At 70.9% G+C, this 23,451-nt stretch carries 23 protein-coding genes; 15 read left to right on the forward strand and 8 right to left on the reverse strand.

Translation table 11 applies throughout. From position 1 onward, the window contains the following. Positions 1–250: 250 nt before the first annotated feature. On the reverse strand, positions 251–436 hold the full coding sequence (gene rpmB / locus ABT004_RS15245) for a 50S ribosomal protein L28 (RefSeq protein WP_266714523.1): 186 nt from the start codon (positions 434–436) through the stop codon (positions 251–253). A 268-nt stretch (positions 437–704) separates the two neighbouring features. Between rpmB and ABT004_RS15250 the strand changes: the two genes are divergently transcribed. The 3 genes from ABT004_RS15250 (at position 705) to ABT004_RS15260 (ending at position 4,973) form a co-directional block, all read left to right on the forward strand. After that, the gene (locus tag ABT004_RS15250) at positions 705–2,444 is read left to right on the forward strand and encodes a DAK2 domain-containing protein (RefSeq protein ID WP_351336215.1); all 1,740 of its coding nucleotides are present in this window, start codon (positions 705–707) and stop codon (positions 2,442–2,444) included. Positions 2,445–2,697: 253 nt separating this feature from the next. Continuing rightward, complete coding sequence (locus ABT004_RS15255; protein WP_351336217.1) at positions 2,698–3,978, forward strand: glucarate dehydratase family protein; 1,281 nt, start codon at positions 2,698–2,700, stop codon at positions 3,976–3,978. After that, entirely contained in the window at positions 3,972–4,973 is a 1,002-nt protein-coding gene (locus tag ABT004_RS15260) for a 2-hydroxyacid dehydrogenase (protein WP_351336219.1), read from the forward strand. The genes ABT004_RS15255 and ABT004_RS15260 overlap by 7 nt, the downstream gene beginning before the upstream one ends. A 39-nt stretch (positions 4,974–5,012) precedes the next feature. Here ABT004_RS15260 and ABT004_RS15265 read toward each other — a convergent pair whose 3' ends face one another. The 6 genes from ABT004_RS15265 to ABT004_RS15290 all read right to left on the reverse strand — a co-directional run bounded on the left by ABT004_RS15265 (position 5,013) and on the right by ABT004_RS15290 (position 11,487). Next, positions 5,013–5,729, reverse strand: a complete 717-nt coding sequence (locus ABT004_RS15265) for a sulfite exporter TauE/SafE family protein (RefSeq protein ID WP_351336220.1) — start codon at positions 5,727–5,729, stop codon at positions 5,013–5,015. Next, positions 5,726–6,742, reverse strand: coding sequence for an ABC transporter ATP-binding protein (locus tag ABT004_RS15270; protein ID WP_351336222.1), 1,017 nt, complete (start codon positions 6,740–6,742; stop codon positions 5,726–5,728). The genes ABT004_RS15265 and ABT004_RS15270 overlap by 4 nt, the downstream gene beginning before the upstream one ends. Then, positions 6,739–7,716, reverse strand: coding sequence for an ABC transporter ATP-binding protein (locus ABT004_RS15275; RefSeq protein WP_351336225.1), 978 nt, complete (start codon positions 7,714–7,716; stop codon positions 6,739–6,741). The genes ABT004_RS15270 and ABT004_RS15275 overlap by 4 nt, the downstream gene beginning before the upstream one ends. Further along, positions 7,713–8,699, reverse strand: coding sequence for an ABC transporter permease (locus ABT004_RS15280; protein WP_351336228.1), 987 nt, complete (start codon positions 8,697–8,699; stop codon positions 7,713–7,715). Before ABT004_RS15280 ends, ABT004_RS15275 begins: the two co-directional genes overlap by 4 nt. Before the next feature lie 10 nt (positions 8,700–8,709). Next, positions 8,710–9,639 carry an ABC transporter permease gene (locus ABT004_RS15285; protein WP_351336231.1) on the reverse strand — a complete coding sequence of 310 codons (930 nt, stop codon included), beginning with the start codon at positions 9,637–9,639 and terminating at the stop codon, positions 8,710–8,712. 273 nt (positions 9,640–9,912) lie between these two features. Next, positions 9,913–11,487, reverse strand: a complete 1,575-nt coding sequence (locus ABT004_RS15290) for an ABC transporter substrate-binding protein (protein WP_351336234.1) — start codon at positions 11,485–11,487, stop codon at positions 9,913–9,915. Positions 11,488–11,734: 247 nt separating this feature from the next. On the opposite strand from ABT004_RS15290, the gene ABT004_RS15295 reads away from it, so the two are divergent. From ABT004_RS15295 to mutM, 10 genes are all read left to right on the forward strand, one after another. Beyond that, entirely contained in the window at positions 11,735–12,649 is a 915-nt protein-coding gene (locus ABT004_RS15295) for a 5-dehydro-4-deoxyglucarate dehydratase (protein WP_351336238.1), read from the forward strand. Between the two features lie 42 nt (positions 12,650–12,691). Further along, positions 12,692–13,663: a 2-hydroxyacid dehydrogenase gene (locus ABT004_RS15300; RefSeq protein WP_351336240.1), complete on the forward strand. Its 972-nt coding sequence runs from the start codon at positions 12,692–12,694 to the stop codon at positions 13,661–13,663. Between the two features lie 49 nt (positions 13,664–13,712). Continuing rightward, positions 13,713–15,914, forward strand: coding sequence for an ATP-dependent DNA helicase RecG (gene recG / locus ABT004_RS15305; RefSeq protein ID WP_351336243.1), 2,202 nt, complete (start codon positions 13,713–13,715; stop codon positions 15,912–15,914). 298 nt (positions 15,915–16,212) lie between these two features. After that, a complete protein-coding gene (rsmD, locus tag ABT004_RS15310; RefSeq protein ID WP_351336246.1) occupies positions 16,213–16,812 on the forward strand; it encodes a 16S rRNA (guanine(966)-N(2))-methyltransferase RsmD in 600 nt (199 codons plus the stop codon). Positions 16,813–16,838: 26 nt separating this feature from the next. Further along, complete coding sequence (coaD, locus tag ABT004_RS15315) at positions 16,839–17,318, forward strand: pantetheine-phosphate adenylyltransferase (protein ID WP_351336249.1); 480 nt, start codon at positions 16,839–16,841, stop codon at positions 17,316–17,318. Between the two features lie 92 nt (positions 17,319–17,410). After that, complete coding sequence (locus ABT004_RS15320; protein WP_351336251.1) at positions 17,411–18,520, forward strand: F0F1 ATP synthase subunit B; 1,110 nt, start codon at positions 17,411–17,413, stop codon at positions 18,518–18,520. A 103-nt stretch (positions 18,521–18,623) separates the two neighbouring features. After that, positions 18,624–19,322, forward strand: coding sequence for a YceD family protein (locus ABT004_RS15325; protein WP_451188188.1), 699 nt, complete (start codon positions 18,624–18,626; stop codon positions 19,320–19,322). A gap of 2 nt (positions 19,323–19,324) precedes the next feature. Then, on the forward strand, positions 19,325–19,498 hold the full coding sequence (gene rpmF / locus ABT004_RS15330) for a 50S ribosomal protein L32 (protein WP_030361955.1): 174 nt from the start codon (positions 19,325–19,327) through the stop codon (positions 19,496–19,498). 7 nt (positions 19,499–19,505) lie between these two features. After that, positions 19,506–20,303 carry a ribonuclease III gene (rnc, locus tag ABT004_RS15335; RefSeq protein WP_351336254.1) on the forward strand — a complete coding sequence of 266 codons (798 nt, stop codon included), beginning with the start codon at positions 19,506–19,508 and terminating at the stop codon, positions 20,301–20,303. Positions 20,304–20,525: 222 nt separating this feature from the next. Next, the gene (gene mutM / locus ABT004_RS15340; RefSeq protein ID WP_351336256.1) at positions 20,526–21,410 is read left to right on the forward strand and encodes a bifunctional DNA-formamidopyrimidine glycosylase/DNA-(apurinic or apyrimidinic site) lyase; all 885 of its coding nucleotides are present in this window, start codon (positions 20,526–20,528) and stop codon (positions 21,408–21,410) included. 15 nt (positions 21,411–21,425) lie between these two features. On the opposite strand, the gene ABT004_RS15345 is transcribed toward mutM, so the two are convergent. Continuing rightward, positions 21,426–22,364 (reverse strand): CAP domain-containing protein, encoded by a 939-nt coding sequence (locus ABT004_RS15345; RefSeq protein WP_351336258.1) that lies wholly within the window; start codon positions 22,362–22,364, stop codon positions 21,426–21,428. 154 nt (positions 22,365–22,518) lie between these two features. Between ABT004_RS15345 and ABT004_RS15350 the strand changes: the two genes are divergently transcribed. Together ABT004_RS15350 and ABT004_RS15355 are read left to right on the forward strand one after the other, a co-directional pair. Then, positions 22,519–22,800 carry an acylphosphatase gene (locus tag ABT004_RS15350; protein WP_351336261.1) on the forward strand — a complete coding sequence of 94 codons (282 nt, stop codon included), beginning with the start codon at positions 22,519–22,521 and terminating at the stop codon, positions 22,798–22,800. 381 nt (positions 22,801–23,181) lie between these two features. Further along, entirely contained in the window at positions 23,182–23,385 is a 204-nt protein-coding gene (locus ABT004_RS15355; RefSeq protein ID WP_351336264.1) for a hypothetical protein, read from the forward strand. Positions 23,386–23,451 lie beyond the last annotated feature (66 nt).

The raw sequence follows: 23,451 nt of genomic DNA on the forward strand, positions 1-23,451 counted from the left end.
TACGTGGTGTCATACTCCGTCTTGCACCCGGGGGGTTGGTGTGTGTGGGGGGGGGGGGGGGGGTATTTGGCTGGGGGGGGGGGGGGGGGGCCGCCCCCCCCCCCCCCCCGGACTTGGGCATAAACGCGCGGACTTGGGCATAAAAAGAAGCCGGTCCCCGAGGGGACCGGCTTCTTAAAGCAACCAGCTAGGTGGCCGCGCAATGGGGTATCCCCTGCTCGAGTGTGTTCGAGAGCTTGGGGAAGTTACGTCAGCGCGAGACCTTGCCGGCCTTGATGCACGAGGTGCAGGCGTTGAGGCGCTTCGGCGTCCCACTGATCACGGCACGCACACGCTGGATGTTCGGGTTCCAGCGACGGGGCGTACGGCGGTGCGAGTGGGAGATGCTGTTGCCGAAGCCCGGCCCCTTGCCACAGACGTCGCAGTTGGCAGCCACGGGTCACTCCAAAGACTTCAGATGCTCTTACGGTTGATCCCGGCATGCCGGGATCAGGATCGGAGGATCTGAGTGGCGGTGCCAGGGGGATGGCCCGATGGATATCGGGCAACCCGAGCAGCATACAACGGCTGCGTCGGTAGAACGAAACTACCATGGCTGGTGGGACCGCCCGCCCGGGCTCCGGACCTGGTCGGGGTCGGCTTCCGGGTCGCCTTTCGGACCGGGCCCGCTTTCCGGACGCTTACCTTCCGCGGTCTACTGTGCGGTGCCAGTCCAGCCGCTCGAGGAGGCGCAGGTGCCGCAGGTGCTCGACGTGATCGCGGTGCGCGCCTGGTGCTCACTCGCGCTGGAGGCGCTCGGCCGCGACCGCGCGGAGATAGACGCGATCAACGTGTATCCGGTCGCCGACGGGGACACCGGCACCAATCTCTATCTGACCCTGGAGTCCGCCCAGCAGGCGGTCGAGGCGGTCTTCGCCGGGCTCGGGGCGGGCCCCGAGCCGACCGCTCCCGCGCTCCCCGAAGTGATGCGAGCCATGGCGCACGGCGCCCTCATCGGCGCCCGGGGCAACTCCGGGACGATCCTCGCGCAGCTGTTCCGTGGCATGGCCCAGGTCCTCGCCGAGGGCGGGGCCAGTGAGGGAGATCACGCCGCGGGAGCCGACGCGGACGCCCTGCGGCTCGCGCTGGGCCGGGCCGCCGAGGCCGCGCGCGAGGCGGTCGCCCACCCCGTGGAGGGCACCGTCCTGACCGTGGCGACGGCGGCCGCGGAGGCCGCATCCGGGACTGAAGGGGGCTGCCGCGACGTCGTCCGTGCCGCCTACGAAGGCGCGTGCGTGGCGCTCGACGCGACGCCGGGGCAGCTCGCCGCCCTGGGCAGTGCCGGGGTCGTGGACGCGGGTGGGCGTGGGCTCGTGGCCGTCCTGGGGGCGCTGAGCGAGGCGGTCTCGGGGGAGGCGGTGCCGGTACGCCGGGGTGGAGCGGGCCCCCACGCGCGCGTGGCCGCCGTCCCCGATGGCGTACCGCTCGAATGCCCCGAGGGCGAAGGGAGCGAGGGCGAAGGGAGCGAGGGCGAAGGCGCGCCCGGTCCCGCCTTTGAGGTCATCTACCTGCTCGAAGCGGACGACAAGGCCGTGGCCCGGCTGCGGACCCGGCTCGACGCCCTCGGGGACTCGCTGGTCGTCGTCGGCGGGGACGGCCTGTGGAACGTCCACGTACACGTGGACGACGCGGGCGCGGCCGTGGAGGCGGGCGTCGAGGCCGGGCGCCCGTACCGCATCCGCATCACCCACTTCGGGCTCGGTGACGTGCACGCGACACATGCCTCGGCGCCGCGGGAGCGTGCGCAGCGGGCCGTGGTGGCGGTCGTGCCGGGCGACGGGCTCGCGGGGCTCTACCGGGAGGCGGGCGCGACGACCGTGCCCGACCGGCCCGGTGAGCCGCCCGCGAGCGGGGAGCTGGTCGACGCGATACGGCGGGCCCACGCGCGCGAGGTGGTGCTGTTGCCGAACGACGCCGAGCTGCGGCACACCGCCGCGGCGGCGGCCGAGCAGGCCCGCTCCGAGGGGCTGCGGATCGCGCTCATCCCGACCCGCTCGGCGGTCCAGGGCATCGCCGCGCTCGCCGTCCACGAGCCCGACCGGCGCTTCGACGAGGACGTCGTGGCGATGACCTCGGCCGCGGGCGCGACCCGGTACGGCGAACTGGCCGTCGCCGAGCGGCAGTCGTGGACCATGGCGGGAATCTGTCAGGCGGGCGACGTCCTCGGCCTCATCGACGGCGACGTGGCGGTGATCGGCGGCGAGGTCCCCGCGACGGCCCGCACGATCCTCGACCGGATGCTGGCGGCGGGCGGCGAACTCGTCACGCTCGTCCTCGGCGAGGAGGTCTCCGACGAGGTCGCGGGCGCGCTCGAACAGCATGTGCGCGAGTCCTACCTGGCCGTGGACACGGTGGTGTACCGCGGCGGGCGGCAGTCGGCGCTGATGCTGATCGGCGTCGAGTAGAGCTCTACCGGATGCCCTTGCGGCGCAGGTTCGTCCGCGTACCGGCGGCATCGAGCAGCTGATCGCGTCGACCTCGGCCGGGGTGCGCTCGGCGAGCAGGGCCTTGCCCAACGAGGCGTTCTTCGCTGCCACTTACCCCCTGGAACGTCCGGATCATCGTAGGCGACAGGGTGCCGGAAACCCTTGGCCCGACCCCCTGAAATCACATACGCAAGCCTTGTCTACGTACGTAGACGCGTGTCAGGATCCGATCATGGCTGACACTGAGAAGCACCGGATCTCCGAGGTGCGCGTGACGCCGGTGGCGTTCCGCGACCTTCCGCTGCTCAATTCCGTAGGTGTGCACGAGCCCTTCGCGCTGCGCTCGGTCGTCGAGGTCGTGACCGACAGCGGCCTGTGCGGGCTCGGTGAGTCCTACGGGGACCTGCCGCATCTGCGCCGACTGGAGCGGGCCGGGCAGCACTTGGTCGGCATCGACGTCTTCGACCTCAACGGCGTTTGGCGCGCGGTCAACGAGTCGCTGGCCGCCGACAGCGGCGTGGGCGGGCACGGGATGAGCGGGATGGTGACCGACAGCTCCCTCGCCGACCGGGTCGTCTCGCCCTTCGAGGTCGCCGCGCTCGACCTCCAGGGCAAGGTCGTCGGCCGCCCGGTGAGCGACCTGCTGGGCGGCGCCGTGCGCGACCGCGTCGCCTACAGCGCGTACCTCTTCTACAAGTGGGCCGGCCATCCGGGACAGGAGGAGGACGGGTGGGGCGAGGCGCTCGACCCCGAGGGGCTCGTCCGGCAGGCGCGGCGCATCATCGACGCGTACGGGTTCGGCGCGATCAAGCTGAAGGGCGGCGTCTTCCCGCCCGAGGAGGAGATCGAGGCGGTCCGCGCGCTGCGCGCCGCCTTCCCCGGACTGCCGCTCCGGCTCGACCCCAACGGGGCCTGGAGCGTGGCCAGTTCGGTCAAGGTGGGGCAGGAGCTCGACGGGGTCGTCGAGTATCTGGAGGACCCGACGCCCGGCATCGAGGACATGGCCCGCGTCGCGCGCGAGGTGTCGATGCCGCTCGCCACCAACATGTGCGTGGTCGCCTTCAAGCACCTGCCGCCCGCGGTGCGCCAGGAGGCCGTCCAGGTGGTGCTCTCCGACCACCACTTCTGGGGCGGGCTCCGGCGCTCCCAGCGGCTCGGCGCGATCTGCGAGACGTTCGGCATGGGGCTCTCCATGCACTCCAACTCGCATCTGGGCATCAGCCTCGCCGCCATGACGCACCTCGCCTCCGCGACCCCGAACCTCGACTACGCCTGCGACACGCACTGGCCGTGGAAGGACCCGGCCGAGGACGTCGTCGTGCCGGGCGCGCTCACGTTCGAGGACGGCGCCGTCGCCGTGCCCACCGCCCCCGGCCTCGGCGTCGAGCTGGACCGGGACGCGCTCGCCCGGCTGCACGAGCAGTACCTCACCAGTGGCATCCGCGAGCGCGACGACACCGCCTACATGCGCCGCTTCCAGCCGGAGTTCGACCCGACGGTGCCGCGGTGGTGAGCGGGGGAGCGGCGCGGCCGCTGGAGGTCCTGGTCACCGAACCGGTCATGGGGCGGTTCAGGGACGTACTCACCGAAGGCGGCGCGCATCGCTGGACCTTCGCGTACGGGGACGACCCCGAGGCCCGCGCCGCCGCCGCGGCCACCGCCGACGTCCTCGTGTGCTCGGCGGCCGACCGCGAGCTGCTGGCCGGGATGGGGCGGCTGCGGCTGCTGCACGTCACCGGGGCCGGCTACGACAAGATCCCGCTGGACGCGCTGCGGCCCGGGGTGCGGGTCGCGAACACCTTCCACCACGGCCGGTCCATCGCCGAACACGTGGTGATGGTGTCGATGATGCTGCTGCGCGACGTCGCGCGCGGCGAGCGGGACATGCGGGCCGGTGTCTGGCGCAACGCCGTCGTCGACGAGGGCTACCCCTTCGGCGGGGTCCTCGCCGGACGCACCATCGGTGTCCTCGGCATGGGCGAGATCGGCGGCGAAGTGGCGCGGGTGGCGGGCGCGTTGGGCATGCGGGTGCGTGCCGTACGGCGTGATCCGGGCGCTCCACCGCCTGCCGGTGCGGACCTGGAGTGGGTGGGCGGTCAGGACCGGCTGCACGAGCTGCTGGGCGCCTGCGACGTGGTCGTGGTGACGGTGCCGCTGAGCGAGGAGACGCGTGGGCTCGTGGACGCCGCCGCGCTCGCCGCGATGAAGCGCTCCGCCGTCCTCGTCAACGTCGCCCGCGGCCCGGTCGTCGACGAGAAGGCGCTGCACGCGGCGCTGAGCGACGGCACGATCGCCGGGGCGGGCCTCGACGTGTGGTGGCGCAACCCGCGCGAGCCCGCGGCGCCGCCGCCCTCGCACCTGGACTTCACCGGGTTCGCCAACGTGGTGCTCACGCCGCACCAGTCCGGCCACACCGAGGAGACCTTCCGCGGCCGGGCGGAGGACATCAGGTCGAACGTCGAGGCGCTCGCGGAGGGGCGGCCGCTGCGCAATCTGGTGCGGAGCTGACGGCCGTGTGCGGAGCTGACGGTCGTACCGCAGGTCAGGTCACACGAGTTGCTCCCCGATCAGCAGCACCGCCCCCAGCGTCGACACTCCGATCGCGGCCCAGCGCAGCCGGCGCGCGTCCATGAAGCGGTTGACGTAGCGCGAGAGCACGTAGCCGAGGACGGATGCGGGAGCGAGTACGGCCGACATCCGGAGCGTGTGTGAACCGATGGCCCCCGTGGTCGCCAGCGTCGCGACGGACAGCACCGAGCCGATGAGGAAGAAGCCGCTCATGGTGCCGCGCAGCACCGGTGCGTCCTTGCCCTGCCACACCAGGGCCATCGGCGGGCCGCCGATCGAGGTCGCGGTGCCGAGGAGCCCCGACGCGGAACCGGCGAGGACCAGGACCGGACGGTGCGGTCGCGGCGCCCAGCCGAAGCAGGTCAGTACGACGCCCAGGAGCACCACGCCGGACAGCATCAGGGCGAGGCCCTCGGGCGGCAGCGCGGTCACGAGCAGCGCCCCCGCGACGGTGCCGGGCACCCGGCCGACCAGCGCCCAGCCCGTGCCCCGCAGATCGATGTGCTGCCGCTCGGCCACCGTCACGAGGAGGGTGAGCACGCCCGCCTGGATGATCAGCGTTCCCGGCACGAGGGACGGGTCCACGACGGCGACCACCGGTGCGGCGAGCATCCCCATGCCGAAACCGATGGACGCCTGAAGACAGGACGCGAGCACCACCGCGACCGCGACGGCCAGATAGCCGGTGAGTGTCACGCGCCGTCGCCGCCCGCGGTCACCAGTCCCGAGGTCTCCTCCAGCGGATGGAAGCAGGCCGCCGTGTGCCCCGGGTCCCGTGGATCGACGGCCGGGTCGGGCGCCGCCGAGGCGCACACGTCGGTCGCCTTCCAGCAGCGGGTGCGGAAGCGGCAGCCGGACGGCGGCGAAAGCGGGGACGGCAACTCGCCCTGGAGGACGATGTGTTCACGGCGCGCGTCGGCGTCGAGGGACGGCGCGGCCGACATCAGCGCCGAACTGTACGGGTGCAGGGCGCGGTCGAAGACGGACTCCGTGTCGCCCTGTTCGACGACGCCGCCCAGGTACATCACCATCACACGGTCCGCGACGTGCCGGACCACCGACAGGTCGTGGGAGATGAAGAGGTAGCTGACGCCGAGCTGCCGTTGCAGGTCGTTGAGGAGGTTGAGCACCTGCGCCTGCACGGACAGGTCGAGCGCGGAGACCGGCTCGTCGCAGATGATGACGTCGGGGGAGAGGGCGAGCGCACGGGCGATGCCGATGCGCTGGCGCTGGCCGCCGGAGAACTCCTGCGGGTAGCGCTGCTCGTCACCCTTGCGCAGCCCGACGAGATCGAGCAACTCCCGTACGCGGGTGGAGCGTTCGGCCGCCGTGCGGTGCAGGGACCTGTGGGTGCGCCACGGTTCGCCGATGATCTCGCCGGCCGTCATCCGGGCGTTGAGCGAGGCGAACGGGTCCTGGAACACCATCTGGACCTGGCGCCGCCACGCCAGCAACTCCGCCCCCTTGAGCGCGAACGGGTCCACGCCGTCGAAGCGGACGCTGCCGCCGTCGGGCCGCTCCAGCATGAGCAGGGTGCGGGCGAGCGTGGACTTTCCGCAGCCCGATTCGCCGACGAGGCCGAGGGTCTCGCCGCGCTCCAGATCGAAGGAGATGCCGTTCAGGGCGCGCAGCCGGCGCCCCTTGCCTGCGCCCTGGGCCGGGAACGTCTTGGTGAGCTCGCGTACTTGGAGCAGCGGCTTGTCGGTCATCGGGTCACCTCGTCGGAGAAGTGGCAGGCGGCCGTGCGGTCCGGCGCGACCTCGGCCGGTTCGGGGCGCCGCGCGCGGCACAGGTCGCGCACCAGCGGGCAGCGGTCCTGGTAGACGCAGCCGGGTGGGATCGAGTGCAGGTCCGGCGGGGAGCCGCCGATGGACCGCAGCTCCTCGCCGCGTGCCGCGTGCACCGGCACCGAGTCCAACAGGCCCTTCGTGTACGGGTGTCGGGGCGCGCCGAACACCTCGCGTACGGGACCCGACTCGACGACCGTGCCCGCGTACATCACCACGACCTCGTCGGCCTGCTCGGAGACGAGGGCCAGGTCGTGGGTGATCAGTACGACGCTCATGTCCCGCTCCGCGCGCAGGTCCCGCAGCAGCTGCATGATCTGCGCCTGCACGGTCACGTCGAGCGCGGTCGTCGGCTCGTCGGCGAGGAGCACGGACGGCGAGAGGGCGACCGCGATGGCGATCAGGAGGCGCTGGCGCATGCCGCCGGAGAACTGGTGCGGATAGGCGTCCACCCGGCTCTCCGGCTCCGGGATGCCGACCCGCGCCATCAGCTCGATCGCTTCCTTGCGGGCCTGCTTGCGGGACATCCCGCGGTGGATGCGGAACGGCTCGGCGAGCTGGGTGCCCACCGTGTAGACCGGGTTGAGGGCGGTGAGCGCGTCCTGGAAGACGATGGCCAGCTCGGGCCCGGCGAGCGCGCGGCGGGTCCGTTCGTCGGCCGCGACCAGATCGGTGCCGTCGAGCAGTACCCGGCCCGCGCTCACCTCGGCGGCCGGGTCGAGCAGCGAGACGATGGCCTGCGCGGTCATCGACTTGCCGCAGCCGGACTCGCCGAGCAGGGCCAGCGTACGGCCGCGTCGCGCCCGGAAACCGACCTTGTCCACGGCGCGTACGGTGCCGTGCGGGGTGCGGATGTCGACGCTGAGGCCGTCCACTTCAAGGGCGGTTGCGGTCACGACGTGGCCTCCTTGGGAGCCGGGGCGGCGCGGCGTCGCGCCTTGCGGGGCAGTGCGAGACGCCAGCGCTGCGCGGGGTCGGTGGCGAGCCGCGCCCAGGAGGCGAGCACGGTCGCGGAGACCGTCGTGACGACGATGGCCAGGCCGGGGAAGAACGTCAGCCACCACGCGCTCTGCAAGTACGTCCGCCCCTGCGAGACCATCAACCCCCAGCTGACATCGGGCGGTTGGATGCCGATGCCGAGGAAGCTCAGCGAGGACTCGGCGAGCATCACGTAACAGAATTCGAGCGTCGCGAGGGTCAGCAGCGTCGGCAGCACGATCGGGAACACGTGCCGGCGGATGATCGCCCCGCTGGACGTGCCGAAGGTCCGCGCCGCGTCGACGAAGAGGCGGCTCTGCAGCTCGGAGGATTCGGAGCGGGCGGTGCGCAGATAGACCGGGAGCCGGGTGACGGTCAGGACGAGCACGAGGTTGGCGACGCTCGGCGAGAAGACGTACAGCACGACGACTGCCATGAGCAGCGAGGGGAAGCTCATGATGACGTCGGCCACGCGCATCGCGACCGTCTCCCTGCGGCCGCGGTGGTAGCCCGCCCACATGCCGATGACCGAGCCGACGGCCAGCGCGAGCAGCACCGCGGGCACGGCCACGCTGAACGTGGTGCGGGCGGCGACGATCAACCTGGCCAGCACGCTCTGACCGAGCGGATCGGTGCCGAGGACGCCCAGCCAGCCGTGGTCGAGGGAGAAGGGCGCCTGGTTGGCGTTCTTCAGGTCCTGGTCGGTGGCGGAGTCGCCGAGCAGCGGCGGGCCGAGGACCGCGGTGAGCGCGATCAGGACCAGCAGCACGGCCGCCACGGTGGCGACGCGGTCGCGCAACAGCATGCGCCACAAGGGGACTTGACTGCCGCGGGACGCGGAAGCGCCCTCCGTCAGGGCGGTCGGGGCATCGGAGGCGGGCTTGTCTGTCGAGGTACTCACGGCGTCCTCCTCAGGCCGTCGCCGTCTCGCGCACGCGCGCGTCGAGCAGCGCGTAGCAGACGTCGATGACGATGTTGAGCGCGAAGATGGTGATCGCGGTGATCAGCACCGCGGCCTGCAGCACCGCGAAGTCGCGGCCCAGGATGGAGTCGATCATCAGCTTTCCGATGCCCGGCCAGCCGAAGATCGTCTCCACCACCACGGCCCCGTTGACCAGCGAGACGGCGAGGTCGCCCGCGACGGTGAGCGCGGGCGCGGCGGCGTTGCGCAGCGCGTGGTGGCTGACCACGCGGACGCTCCCGGCCCCCTTGCTGCGTGCAAGGCGCACGTACGGTGCGGAGAGCGCGGAGACCATGGCGCCGCGCACCACCTGGGTGAGCACGCCGAGCGGCCGGATCACCAGCGTCGTCACCGGCAGCACCCACGAGAGCATCCCGTCGGTGACGCCCGAGGTGGGCAGCGCACCGAGCGTGACGGCGAAGATCCATACGCCGGTGATCGCGAACCAGAAGTCGGGGACGCTCGCGGCGGTCATGGACAGGAACGAAGAGACGCGGTCCGCAAGGGAGTTGGGCCGGAACGCCGCCCAACTGCCGATGGCCACCGCGCCGATCACGGCGATCAGCATCGTCGCGAAGGCGAGTTGCAGCGTGGCGGGGAAGGCCCGCAACGCCATCGTCGCCGCGGACTCGCCGGTACGCAGCGACTCACCGAAGTCCAGCTGGAAGACGCCACCGAAGTAGTCGGCGATCTGCTGCCAGATCGAATCGTCGAAACCATTGCGGGCGGCGAAGGCGGCGCGCTGGGCCGGGGTGGCGGACTCGGGCAGATACAAGGACGACGGATCGCCGGTGAGCCGCGCGAGCACGAACACCCCGAGGAGCACGGCGAGCAGCGGCAGGATGCTGGTGAGTGTCCGACGGCGGAGGAAGGGGAACATCGCTGTCCCTAGGTTCGGAGGGAGTTGGTCAAGCCCGGGAGGCTGGGCGGTCCGCTTCTCATGGAGGGCGAGGCGGCCCGTCTTTCAAGCCCCGCCGGCGATTGACGCGCGGGGCCTGTTTTCAAGTCCCGCCCTCGGAGGCGAGTCGGCGGGGCCTGTTTTCAAGTCCTGCCTTCGGAGGTGAGTCGGCGGGGCCCGCATTTCAAGCCCCTGCGGCGATTGAGCAGCGGGGTCCGGGGCAGCGCCCCGGGAGCGGAGGAGGTCCCACCGCCATCACTCGGCGTGGCGGAACTCGGCCAACCGCATCTCGTCCCCCGTCGCCGAGTTCGGCCGGTACCGAACCGCATCGCCCAACGCAGTGATCCCATACATGTGCGCCACATACGCGTACTGCGCAACCTCCACCGGCTCCCGGGCGAACACCTCCCCCAGCGCCCGCTGCCTCCGCTCCCCGGTGAGCGCCTCCGCCGCACGGATCTTCCGGTCGAAGGCCACCGTCCCGCCGGAGCTCTGGAACCCCTCGCTCAGCAGGTACTGGTCCATGGAGAAGGCAGCGTCACCGGCCTGGTTCCCGTGCTGGATGAGCAGCAGGTACGGCCCCGTGTCCTTGGGGAACGGCCGCTCCTGGAACTCCGTGCTGCCCGCGGTGTCCTTCATCTGGATCTTGACGTTGAGCCCGATCCCCGCCAGCTCGTTCTGGATGACCTGCACGGTCTCGTCGACCTTCGGGAAGAGCGCGGTCCGGCTGATCAGCCGGATCTGCTTCCCGACATCGACCCCGTCGGCCTTCGCCTCCGACAGGAGCTTGCGCGCTTTGGAGAGGTCGGTCGGCCAGGGCTTGAGACCCTTGTCGTACCCGGTGATCCCGGAGGGCACGAGCTGGGACGCGGCCTTGGCGTCGCCCTGGTAGAGGGAGTCGACGATGCCCTTGCGGTCGATCGCGTAGTTGATCGCCTGGCGCACCCGCTTGTCGTTGAGCGGCGCCTCACCGAGCTGCATGCGCAGCGCGGTGGTCTCGTTGTTCGGATACGTGACCGCGGTGTCGCCCGCCCCGTCCTGCGGGCCGAGCGAAGTGGCCACGTCCGCCTCGCCGTTGGTGACCATGGCGGCGCGGACGCTGCCTTCGGGGCGCCACTGGTAGAGGGCTTTGCGGTAGTCGGGCGTCTTGCCCCAGTACCGCTTGTTGGCGGCGAGGGAGAGCCGCAGACCCGGCTCCCAGTCGGCTATCCGGTACGGGCCCGTGCCGATCGGCTCGCGCACCTTCTTCTTCGCGTCGGTCGACGTCGGCACCATCTCGACGAAGGAGAGCCGCAGCGGCAGGATCGGGTCCGCCTCGGGGGTCGTCACCTTCAGCGTGCGGGCGTCGGGCGTCGACAGTTTCACGTCCATGTCCCCGAAGACGTAGCCCTCGACGTTGCAGCCGAGCTTCGAGTTGACCGCGCGGTCGATGGAGTACGCGGCGTCCTTCGCGTCGAACCGCGAACCGTCACTGAACCGGACTCCCTCGCGGACGGTGTACGTCCACTGGGTGGCGGAGGTGCGCTTCCAGGAGGTCGCGAGCTTCGGCCGGAGCTCGCCCGAACGCGGATCGCGCTCGGTCAGCGGCTCGGTGATGTTGGAGCGCACCACCACGCCGGTGGAGGTCAGCGAGGACTCGCAGGGTTCGAGGGTGGGCGGCTCCTCCGGCAGTACGACGCGCAGTGTGTCCTTGCCCGCCGTCACCGACGCGCTGTTGGCCACGGTGCAGCCGCTCGCGGCGAGCGTGCAGACGACGAGCGCCGACGCGAGGGCCGCCCGCCGGCGGAGCGCGCCGGCTCGGGCCCGGCCGGGGATGGGAACAGGGGGCATGGGGCTTCCTCCACCGCGACAGGCACCAGCATGTCCACGGATGTAGACGCCGTTTCAATTTGTGGACGCAAGGTAAGTGTAGTTTCTGAGACGCGTCAAGAGATTGCGCAGGCAGGGGAGTTGGTCGTGAGGCCCGCAAGGGATGGAGGATGACGTTCTCGTATGTAGACGCTATTCCTGTCCATGATCGACGTCTGCTAGCTTGCGGCCAGCCGGATTCATCCGCCAACGACCCTGGAGCCGCCCCATGGCCCGCTTCTCGCCCGATGATCTGCGCCGTGTCCTGGGCTCCGGTCTGCTGTCCTTCCCCGTCACCCACACCACGCCCGACCACTCCTTCGACGCGCCGGCCTACCGCGCGCACCTGCAGCGCCTGACCGGGTACGACGTGGCGGGCCTTTTCGCCCCGGGCGGCACCGGCGAGTTCTTCTCGCTGAGCCACACCGACGTCGACGCGGTGCTGCGGGCGAGCGTCGCCGAGGCGCGGGACGGGCTGCCGATCATCGGGGCGGCCGGATACGGCACGGCGACCGCGGTGGAGATGGCCCGGCGGGCGGAGGAGCTCGGGGCCGACGGCATCCTGCTGCTGCCGCCCTACCTCACCGAGGTCGGACAGGAGGGGCTCTACGAACACGTGGCCAGGGTCTGCGCGGCCACCTCGCTCGGCGTGATCGTGTACCACCGGGCCAACGCCCGCTTCAAGGCGCCGACCGTCGACCGGCTCGTCGCCCGGTTCCCCAACTTCATCGGGTTCAAGGACGGCGTCTGCGACATCGACCTCATGGCCCGGCTGCACGCCGAACACGACGGGCGGCTCGTCCTCATCGGGGGACTGCCGACGGCCGAGACCTACGCCCTGCCCTATCTCGAACTCGGCGCCACCACCTATTCGTCGGCCATCTTCAACTTCGCCCCGCAGTGGGCCTGCGACTTCTACGCGGCCGTGCGCGCCCACGACACGGCGCAGGTCTACGACCGGCTGCGCGAGTTCGTCCTGCCGTACATCGGCATCCGCGACCGGCAGCCCGGCTACGCGGTGTCGATCGTGAAGGCCGCCCTCACCGTCTCCGGGCACGGCGCGGGCCCGGTGCGCCCGCCGCTGACCGACCTCACCGAGGCCGAGCACAGCGAACTCGCCGCGCTCGTCAAGAAAGTGATCTGAACCGGCCCTGGACCGCGAGCCGGTCCGGGAAGGAGTTACCGCATGACCACGTCCTCCGCCGCCGCCGGCCGCGTCCTCGCGGTCGGCTCGCTGAAGCCCTCCCTCGCGCAGACCCTGCGCAGCACGTACGACGCCCTTGTCCTTCCGAAGGAAGGACCCGAACGCGACACCTTCCTGGCCGAGTACGCGGACGAGGTCGGCGTCGTCGTCACCTCCGGCCGTGCGGGTGTCGGCACCGGCCTCATGGCCGCCCTGCCGCGCCTCGGCGCCGTCGTCAACTTCGGGGTCGGCTACGACACCACCGACGTCGGCCTCGCCGTGGAACGCGGCATCGTGGTCAGCAACACCCCCGACGTGCTCACCGACTGCGTCGCGGACACCGCGCTCGGGCTGACGCTCGACGTGCTGCGGGGGATCTCCGCCGCCGACCGCTACGTACGCGCCGGCCGCTGGCCGGGTGAGGGGCCCGTCCCGCTGGCGCGGCGGGTCAGCGGCGCCCGGATCGGCGTGCTCGGGCTCGGCCGGATCGGGCGGGCCATCGCCACACGGTTCGCGGCCATGGGCTGCCCGATCAGCTACCACAGCCGCCGCGAGGTGCCCGGCGTCGACTACGCGTACGCCGCCTCGCCCGCGGAACTGGCCGCCTCCGTAGACGTGTTGGTGATCGCCACCTCCGGCGGCCCCGCCACCAGTGGGCTCGTCTCCCGCGAGGTCCTCGAAGCGCTCGGCCCGGAGGGCTACCTGGTCAACATCGCGCGCGGCAGCGTGGTCGACGAGGCGGCGCTCGTCGACCTCCTGACCAACGGCGGCCTCGCGGGCGCGGGCCTCGACGTCTTCGCCGCCGAACCGCACGTGCCCCAGCCGCTGCTCGCCCTGGACAACGTGGTGCTCACGCCCCATTTGGCCAGCGGCACCGTCCAGACCCGTGACGAGATGGAACGGCTGACGCTGGACAACCTGACCGCGTACCTGGCGCACGGGAAGCTGGTGACGCCGGTCCCCGAGATGGGCTGAGGCCCGTTTCGCCGGATGCGTTCGGCCATTGTCAGTGGCGTGGTGTGCAATGGATCTCGTGCCCGCGCTCGAAGAACCACTGAAGAAGGTGCTCGGCCCCGCCACCGCGAAGGTGATGGCCGAGCACCTAGGCCTGCACACGGTCGGGGACCTGCTCCACCACTACCCGCGCAGATACGCGGAGCGGGGCGAGCTCACCCGCCTCGCGGAGCTGCCGCTCGACGAGCATGTGACGGTCGTCGCGCAGGTCGCGACCGCCCGCATCCTGAAGTTCAACGGCGGCAGGGGCCAGCGCCTCGAAGTCACCATCACCGACGGCAGCGGCCAGCTCCAGCTCGTCTTCTTCGGCCGCGGCATCCACAAGCCGCACAAGGACCTGCTGCCCGGTACGCGCGCCATGTTCGCCGGCAAGGCCTCGGTCTTCAACCGGAAGATGCAACTGGCGCACCCCGCCTACCAGTTGCTCAACGCCGAGTCCTCCGACGAGGCGGCCGAAGCCGTCGGCTCGTGGGCGGGGGCGTTGCTGCCGATCTACCCGGCCACGGCCAAGCTGGAGTCCTGGAAGATCGCCAAGGCCGTCGACCTGGTGCTGCCCAGCGCGCGCGAGGCCGAGGACCCGCTGCCCGAGTCGCTGCGCGAGGGCCGCGGCCTCGTCCCGCTGCCCGAGGCCCTGCTCAAGATCCACCGGCCGCAGACGAAGGACGACGTCGCGGGCGCCCGGGACCGCCTCAAGTGGGACGAGGCGTTCGTCCTCCAAGTGGCCCTCGCCCGGCGCCGCTTCGCGGAGACCCAGCTGACCGCCGCCGCGCGTGCGGCGAAGCCGGACGGCCTGCTCACGGCCTTCGACGCGAAGCTCCCCTTCACGCTCACCGACGGCCAGCAGAAGGTCTCCAAGGAGATCTTCGACGACCTGGCCACCGAGCACCCGATGCACCGGCTGCTCCAGGGCGAGGTGGGCTCCGGCAAGACCATGGTCGCGCTGCGCGCCATGCTCGCCGTCGTCGACGCGGGCGGTCAGGCCGCGATGCTCGCGCCCACCGAGGTCCTCGCCCAGCAGCACCACCGGTCCATCACCGAGATGATGGGCGAGCTGGCGCAGGGCGGGATGCTGGGCGGGGCCGAGCACGCCACCAAGGTCGTCCTGCTCACCGGTTCCATGGGCATGGCCGCCCGCCGCCAGGCGCTGCTCGACCTGGTCACGGCCGAGGCGGGCATCGTCATCGGCACGCACGCGCTGATCGAGGACAAGGTGCAGTTCGACGATCTGGGCCTGGTCGTCGTGGACGAGCAGCACCGCTTCGGTGTGGAACAGCGCGACGCGCTGCGCTCCAAGGGCAAGCAGCCGCCGCACCTCCTGGTCATGACGGCGACGCCGATCCCGCGCACGGTCGCCATGACGGTCTTCGGCGACCTGGAGACGTCCGTCCTCGACCAGCTTCCGGCGGGCCGCTCGCCGATCTCCAGTCACGTGGTCCCGGCGGCGGACAAGCCGCACTTCCTCGCGCGCGCGTGGGAGCGCGTACGCGAGGAAGTGGAGAACGGGCACCAGGCGTACGTGGTCTGCCCCCGCATCGGCGACGACGAGGACGAGAAGAAGGGCAAGGCCAAGAAGTCCGCCGAGGACGAGGCGGAGAAGCGGCCGCCGCTCGCCGTGCTCGACGTCGCGGAGGAGCTGGCGCGCGGACCGCTCCAGGGCCTCAAGGTCGAGGTCCTGCACGGCCGCATGCAGCCCGACGACAAGGACGCCGTGATGCGCCGCTTCGCCGCGGGGGAGACGGATGTCCTGGTGGCGACGACCGTCATCGAGGTCGGGGTGAACGTGCCGAACGCGACGGCGATGGTGATCATGGACGCCGACCGGTTCGGCGTCTCGCAGCTCCACCAGCTGCGTGGCCGTGTCGGCCGTGGCTCGGCGCCGGGCCTGTGCCTCCTGGTCACCGAGATGCCGGAGGCCGCCCCCGCGCGGGCCCGCCTGGGCTCGGTCGCCGCCACGCTCGACGGTTTCGAGCTCTCCCGGATCGACCTGGAACAGCGCCGTGAGGGCGATGTGCTCGGCCAGGCCCAGTCCGGTGTCCGCTCCTCGCTCCGCATGCTGGCCGTGATCGAGGACGAGGAGGTCATTGCGGCGGCGCGGGAGGAGGCCACGAAGGTGGTCACAGCCGACCCGGCCCTCGACCGCCTCCCGGCCCTGCGCATCGCCCTGGACGCGCTGCTCGACGAGGACCGCGAACAGTACCTCGACAAGGGCTGACCCAACGCCACCCTCCCGGGGCCCCGCCCCAGACCCCGCTGCTCAATCGCCGCAGGGGCTCGAAGTGCCCATGCCGCCGCACCGGTTTGAAAGGCCTGCTCAAGCCCCTGCGGCGATTGAGCAGCGGGGTGCGGGGCAGAGCCCCGATCTTTTGGAGCCCCGCCGGCGATTGAGGCGCGGGGGCCGGGGCGGAGCCCCGTGGCGTAGGGGGACGGGTGCCGACAGGCGGTACCGGGGGCGTGGCTGACAAACTGGGGCCGCACCGATATCCGCCCAAGGACAAGGACGTACCAGCGCGATGACCCGCGTGATCGCCGGAACCGCCGGCGGACGCCGCCTCACCGTGCCGCCAGGCACCGGCACCCGCCCCACCTCTGACCGGGCACGCGAGGCCCTCTTCTCCACCTGGCAGGCCCTCCTCGGCGGCAGCCTCGCCGGCACCCGCGTCGCCGACCTGTACGCCGGCTCCGGCGCCGTCGCCCTGGAGGCACTCTCCCGCGGCGCCACCCACGCACTCCTCGTCGAGGCCGACGCCCGCGCCGCCCGCACGATCCGCGAGAACATCCGCGCCGTCGGCCTGCCAGGAGCAGAGGCACGTACCGGAAAAGCGGCACAAATCCTCGCGGGCCCGCCCCCAACCGCCCCCTACGACCTGGTCTTTCTCGACCCCCCGTACGCCGTCTCCGACGACGATCTTCGCGAGATTCTGCTCACACTCCGCACGCGGGGCTGGCTCGCGGACGAAGCACTCGTCACCGTGGAACGCAGCACCAGAGGCGGCGAATTCCGGTGGCCCGACGGCTTCGATGACCTGAGGTCCCGTCGCTACGGCGAGGGCACGTTTTGGTACGGTCGCGCCGCCTTGAACACCACCCTCACGTGCGACGACGCACGATGACCGGACCGGAGAGCGAGGGACTTCCCGTGCGCCGCGCAGTCTGTCCGGGGTCGTTCGACCCCATCACCAACGGCCATGTCGACATCATCGCGAGAGCCTCCAAGCTCTACGACGTCGTGCACGTCGCAGTGATGATCAACCAGTCGAAGCAGGGCCTGTTCACGGTCGACGAGCGGATCGACCTGATCCGCGAGGTCACCGCCGAATTCGGCAACGTCGAGGTGGAGGCCTTCCACGGTCTCCTCGTCGACTTCTGCAAGCAGCGCGACATCCCGGCCATCGTCAAGGGCCTGCGCGCCGTCAGCGACTTCGACTACGAGCTGCAGATGGCCCAGATGAACAACGGCCTGTCCGGCGTGGAGACCCTCTTCGTCCCCACCAACCCGACGTACAGCTTCCTGTCGTCCTCCCTGGTCAAGGAGGTCGCGGCCTGGGGCGGCGACGTCTCGCACCTGGTTCCGGCGCAGGTCCACGAGGCATTGACGGAGCGCCTTCCCAAGAAGTGACGCGCACCCGCACGTTGGGCTTACAGTCGTCTCGTCCGTCTCCAACACCCCAGCCGATTCCGGCGTCTAGACGAGAGAGTGGCGAGCACACGGTGGACGTGCAGAAGAAGCTCGACGACATCGTCGGCACGGTCGGCGGCGCGCGCTCGATGCCCATGTCGGCCTCGTGCGTGATCAACCGCGCCGACCTGCTGGCGATGCTCGAAGAGGTGCGCCAGGCGCTGCCCGGCTCCCTCGCCCAGGCCCAGGAGCTCATCGGCGGCCGCGAGCAGATGGTCGAGCAGGCCCATGCCGAGGCCGAGCGGATCATCGAGGGCGCGCACGCCGAGCGCGGCACCCTGATCGCCGACACGGAGATCGCCCACCGCGCCCAGGCGGAGGCCGACCGCATCCTCGCCGAGGCCCGCCAGGAGGCCGAGGAGGTCCGCGCGGAGGCCGACGACTACGTCGACTCCAAGCTGGCCAACTTCGAGGTCGTCCTCAACAAGACGCTCGGCTCGGTCGGCCGCGGCCGCGAAAAGCTGCTCGGCACCGGACCGGGCGTCGACGAGGCGGGCTACGAGGACGAGGACGCCCCCGAGCGCAGCCACGACCCGGAGACGTTGCGCCAGGACGCCGACGCGTACGTGGACACCAAGCTCGGCGCCTTCGAGGCGGTGCTCGCCAAGACGCTCGACGCCGTCGGCAAGGGCCGCCAGAAGCTGCACGGCCGCATCGCCAGCGACGACCTCGGCACGCTGACCCTGGACGGCGAGGGGCAGCCGCACACCAGCGACGCCGACTACCTGGCGGGCCTCGCCGACATCGGTGGCGCCCAGGCCCAGCAGTCGGCCGCGGCCCAGCCCCCGCAGCAGCCGCAGCCCCCGCAGGCCCCCCAGATCCCGTCCCAGGCCCCCGAGCCCGCGCCCGCGTACGCGCAGCAGGGCCAGGACCCGTACGGCGGCTACCAGCAGCAGCCCTACGTCCAGCAGGACGCCTACGGCACCTACCAGCAGGACCCGTACGCGGCGTACCAGCAGGACCCGTACGCGTATCAGCAGCAACAGCACCAGCAGCAGGACCCGTACGCGTACCAACAGCACCAGCAGGATCCCCAGCAGCTCCAGCCGCAGGCCCAGGACAGCGCGCTCGACGAGACGAGTCTGTTCGACACGAGCATGATCAGCCTGGAACAGATGCGCCAGTACGAGCAGGGGCGCTGAGCCGGTCCCGTACCGGGTTCAAGGGGCAGATTGGGCCGTGAGCCAAAGGTCCAGTACTCTGGTTCTTCGGTCGCGCGTAGCACGTGCGTTCCGAGCTGCCCGGATATTTCGGGGCGGCACCCCACATGAGCTTCGAAGAACGAAAGCAGGACCAGCCCTGAACACCCACCTCGACCACCGCAACCCGTTCGTGTTCGATACGCACGAGCTGGGTCGGCGTCCTGGTGCCATGCAGCGGCTGTCCCGCACGATCGACGCTCCCAAGGAGTTCGGCCTCCTGGGAGTCATCGAGGTGCCGGAAGGCGCCCCGGTGGAGCTCGACCTCCGCCTGGAGTCGGTCATGGAAGGTGTGCTTGTCACAGGCACCGCCCGTGCATCGGCCAAGGGGGAGTGCGTAAGGTGTCTGGAGCCGGTCGTCCAAGAGGTCGACGCGGACTTCCAGGAGATGTTCTCGTACCCTGACGCCGACGACCGGGGCCGCGCAAAGGCGGAACCGGCCGACGACGCCGAGGACGACGAGGACACGCTCTTTCTCGAGGACGGCTTGTTCGACCTCGAGCCGGTGCTGCGTGATGCGGTGGTGCTCGCACTGCCGATGCAGCCGGTGTGCCAGGAAGACTGTGAAGGTCTGTGCTCCGAGTGCGGAGTGCGGCTTTCGGACGAGCCGGGCCACCACCATGACGCCGTCGACATCCGTTGGGCGGCTTTGCAGGGACTCGCTGGCACCATCCAGGACGGCGAGAAGGACGAGATGAGCGGCGCCGAAGCGCAAGCGGGCGTCGACGAGAAGCAGGAGAAGTAGCCGTGGCTGTTCCGAAGCGGAAGATGTCGCGCAGCAACACGCGCCACCGCCGGTCGCAGTGGAAGGCTGCGGTCCCCACCCTGGTTTCGTGCGAGCGTTGCCAGGAGCCCAAGCTGCAGCACATCGCGTGCCCGGCTTGCGGCACCTATAACAAGCGCCAGGTCCTCGAGGTCTGAGCGGCTGGTGAGAGGCACAGTGTCGAGCCCCAAGAAGGCGGATGACGCCAAGAAAAAGGTGGACACGACAGCCTCGTCCCACACGCTTCTGGAAGGGCGGCTCGGGTACAAGCTCGAGTCCGCCCTTCTGGTGCGTGCGCTGACGCACCGTTCGTACGCGTACGAGAACGGTGGCCTGCCGACGAACGAGCGCCTGGAGTTTCTGGGCGACTCGGTCCTCGGCCTCGTGGTCACCGACACTCTCTACCGAACCCACCCCGACCTGCCTGAAGGCCAACTGGCCAAGTTGCGGGCCGCGGTGGTCAATTCGCGTGCACTTGCGGGGGTCAGCCGTGGGCTGGACCTGGGCTCCTTCATCCGGCTTGGCCGGGGCGAAGAGGGCACGGGTGGCCGGGACAAGGCGTCGATTCTCGCCGACACCCTTGAAGCGGTGATCGGTGCGGTGTACCTGGACCAGGGTCTGGACGCGGCGGGCGAACTCGTCCACCGGTTGTTCGACCCGCTCATCGAGAAGTCCTCGAATCTCGGTGCCGGCCTGGACTGGAAGACCAGTCTCCAGGAGCTGACGGCGACGGAGGGGCTCGGCGTGCCCGAGTACCTGGTCTCCGAAACCGGCCCGGATCACGAGAAGACCTTCACTGCTGCCGCCCGCGTCGGAGGCGTCTCGTACGGCACCGGCACCGGCCGCAGCAAGAAGGAAGCGGAGCAGCAGGCCGCTGAGTCCGCGTGGCGTGCGATTCGCGCTGCGGCGGACGAGCGGGCCGAGGCTGCGGCTGCGGTGGTCGATACGGCCCCCGGAGCGTAACCGCTCCGCTTCCTGAGCCCGCCCTTAACCGGCCCACCCGGTAGGGGCGGGCTTCGCATTTCCCCCCGCCCCCGGGGCTCCGCCCCGGCCCCCGCGCCTCAATCGCCGGCGGGGCTATTTATAGCCCCTGCGGCGATTGAGCAGGCCCGTCCGGCAGGACCCGGGGGCGTGCGCGATACGCTCCCCGGGCCCAGCCCACCCGCTCCCGTCCGGAGGACCCCCGTGCCAGAGTTGCCCGAAGTGGAGGTCGTCCGGCGCGGTCTCGAGCGGTGGGTGGCGCATCGGACCGTCGCGGAGGCCGAGGTGCTGCACCCGCGCTCCGTGCGCCGGCACATCGCGGGCGGCGAGGACTTCGCGGCCCGGCTCAAGGGGCGGACGATCGGCGAGCCGAGCCGCCGCGGCAAGTACCTGTGGCTGCCCCTGGAGGACTCGCACACCTCCGTCCTCGCCCACCTCGGCATGAGCGGCCAGCTCCTGGTGCAGCCGCACGACGCCCCGGACGAGAAGCACCTGCGCATCCGCATCCGCTTCGCCGACACGCAGACATCGGCCGCTACCGCGGCGGGCGACACTGAGCTGCGCTTCGTCGACCAGCGCACCTTCGGCGGCCTCTCGCTGCACGAAACCGACGACAACGGCCTCCCGGACGTCATCGCGCACATCGCCCGCGACCCCCTCGACGCGCTCTTCGACGACGCCGCGTTCCACACCGCGCTGCGCGCGAAGCGCAGCACCATCAAGCGGGCCCTGCTCGACCAGTCCCTCATCAGCGGCGTCGGCAACATCTACGCCGACGAGGCACTGTGGCGCGCGAAGCTGCACTACGAGCGCCCCACGGGCACGTTCACCCGCCCCCGCACGGCCGAACTCCTGGGCCACGTAAGGGATGTGATGAACGAGGCGCTGAGCGTCGGCGGGACGAGCTTCGACTCCCTGTACGTGAATGTGAACGGGGAGTCGGGATACTTCGACCGGTCGCTCGACGCGTACGGGCGCGAGGGGCTGCCGTGCCGGCGCTGTTCGACGCCCATGCGCCGGCGCGCGTGGATGAATCGGTCCAGTTACTACTGCCCGCGCTGTCAGCGCCCGCCGCGCACGATCGCGTAAGCGGTTCGCGATGCGTCAGTAGCCGAAGTCCTGCGTCCACCACGGCCCGCCCGAGCCGAAGTGCACGCCGACGCCCAAGGTCTTGAAGTCGCAGTTCAGGATGTTCGCCTTGTGGCCGGGGCTGTTCATCCAGGAGTCCATGACCGACTGGGCGTTGGCCTGGCCACGCGCGATGTTCTCGCCGCCGAGGTCCGTGATGCCCGCCTTCTTGGCGCGGTCCCAGGGCGTCGCCCCGTCCGGGTCCGTGTGGTCGAAGAAGTCCCGCGCGGCCATGTCGTCGCTGAACGCGGTGGCGAGTGAGGCGAGTCCGCTGTCCGCCGTCACCGGGGAGCAACCCACCTTGGAGCGCTCCTGGTTGACGAGGGCGAGGACCTGGGTCGATGCCGCCTTCTCCGACGAGGTCGCCGAGCCGCCACCCGCTGAGGAGGGCGCCTTCGTCCGCGCCGGCGCAGCGGGGGCGGACGTCGATGGGCTCGCGCTCTTCGTCCTCGTACCGCTGTCGTCCGCGGACCGGGACGGCTGCGTGCGCTTCGACGGTTCGGAGGACCGCGGCGCGGCGCTGGAGGCGGAGCGGGACGGCGTCGCGGACGGCGTGGCCCGCTCGGTGTCGCGGCTCGCGGCGGACGGCGCCCGGTCGTCGACCGCACCGCTCGTGCCGCCCTGCGCCGTGACGTCGGGGGAGTCCGCGGCCTGCACCCTGCTGCCGCTGTCGCCGCCGAACTTGAAGCCGCCGCCCCCCGGTATCAGGCCCGTGGTCACCGCGACCGCGCCCATCGCGACCGCGGCCGAGGCGCCGAGCAGACTGGTGCGCAGTGGGACGCCGTCGCGCCTCTTGCGGTGGTGGGAGGTGCCGGGCTGGGCGGGAGGCGTGGGGTGCGGCGGGTACTCCGCGTAGCCCTGCGCAAAGTCGCTCGCGTGCGGGCGGCCGGCGGCGGAGCGTCGGTGGCGTCCCATGTCCTTGCCTTCCTCGTCCTCTGGATCTTCGCGGGGTCGTCACTGTTGTGCGTGCTTCTCACTCGTACGAGTGAGGCGCGATGGTCGGGGACGCTACCCCAACTCCCCAGTGGGCGAAGTGCTCCGAGTGCTTTTGGCCGGTTAGCGTGCACCCATGAACGAAGAAGTACGGATCACCGCCTGGGTGCGGGGGCGCGTCCAACGTGTGGGTTTTCGGTGGTTCACCCGTGCACGTGCGCTGGAGATCGGCGGCCTGAGTGGTTTTGCTCTCAATCTGGAGGACGGGCGTGTCCAGGTGGTCGCCGAGGGGCCGAGCGACGGATGTCAGCAACTGCTCGACTGGCTCCATGGCGACGACACACCCGGCCGGGTCGATGGTGTGACTGAGATCTGGGACACCCCCCGTGGCGGCTACGACGGGTTTGCCATTCGCTGAGTCGTTACGGCAGGTGGGCCCGGGGGAGGGGGTGCGGGAAGTGCCGCGGGCACCTGCGTGCGGCAGAAACGCCCTGGTGGTTGCCAAGAACGGGGACTCGTGGCAGGCTCCGCGGGAACGGATGATCTCTACGCCCCCGGGCCCCGAACGTGAGGCCGTACCGCAGGTTCTGCGGCGCGAAGCCCCCGGTTTGCCCGCCAATACGGGGCGTGATCGTGTTGACCGTCAAACTTTTTGGTGAGACTCTGGAAGTCCCCGCGCACCTTAGCTGTTTGGCATGTGAGAACGGCAGCAATACAAGAAGTGCCAAGCACCGCGGGTGCGATTCCCTCACGACCCACACCGCTTCGGTCGGTCACGCATTGTGGAGGACCATCCATCATGGCAAAGGCGCTTCTCGGTTACGTCGGCGGCAGCGACCCGCGACTTCTCGCCGAGATGCGACGGCTCCAGCAGCGCGTCCAGGATCTCGAATCCGAGCTCGGCCGTATTCAGGCCGAGAACGACACGCTCGCGGCTGCCGCTTCTCACGACTCTCTCATCGAGGGTATCGACGTACCCCAGGCGGAGCCTGCGCTCACCTGACCACTCCCAGCGATCTGGGTGGTCGGGCGCCGCCCGTAAACAGCCGCTCGACAGAGCCATCCAAGG

Origin of the sequence: Streptomyces sp. NPDC002790, assembly GCF_040295505.1 — a bacterium.
In the GTDB taxonomy this organism is placed as follows: domain Bacteria; phylum Actinomycetota; class Actinomycetes; order Streptomycetales; family Streptomycetaceae; genus Streptomyces.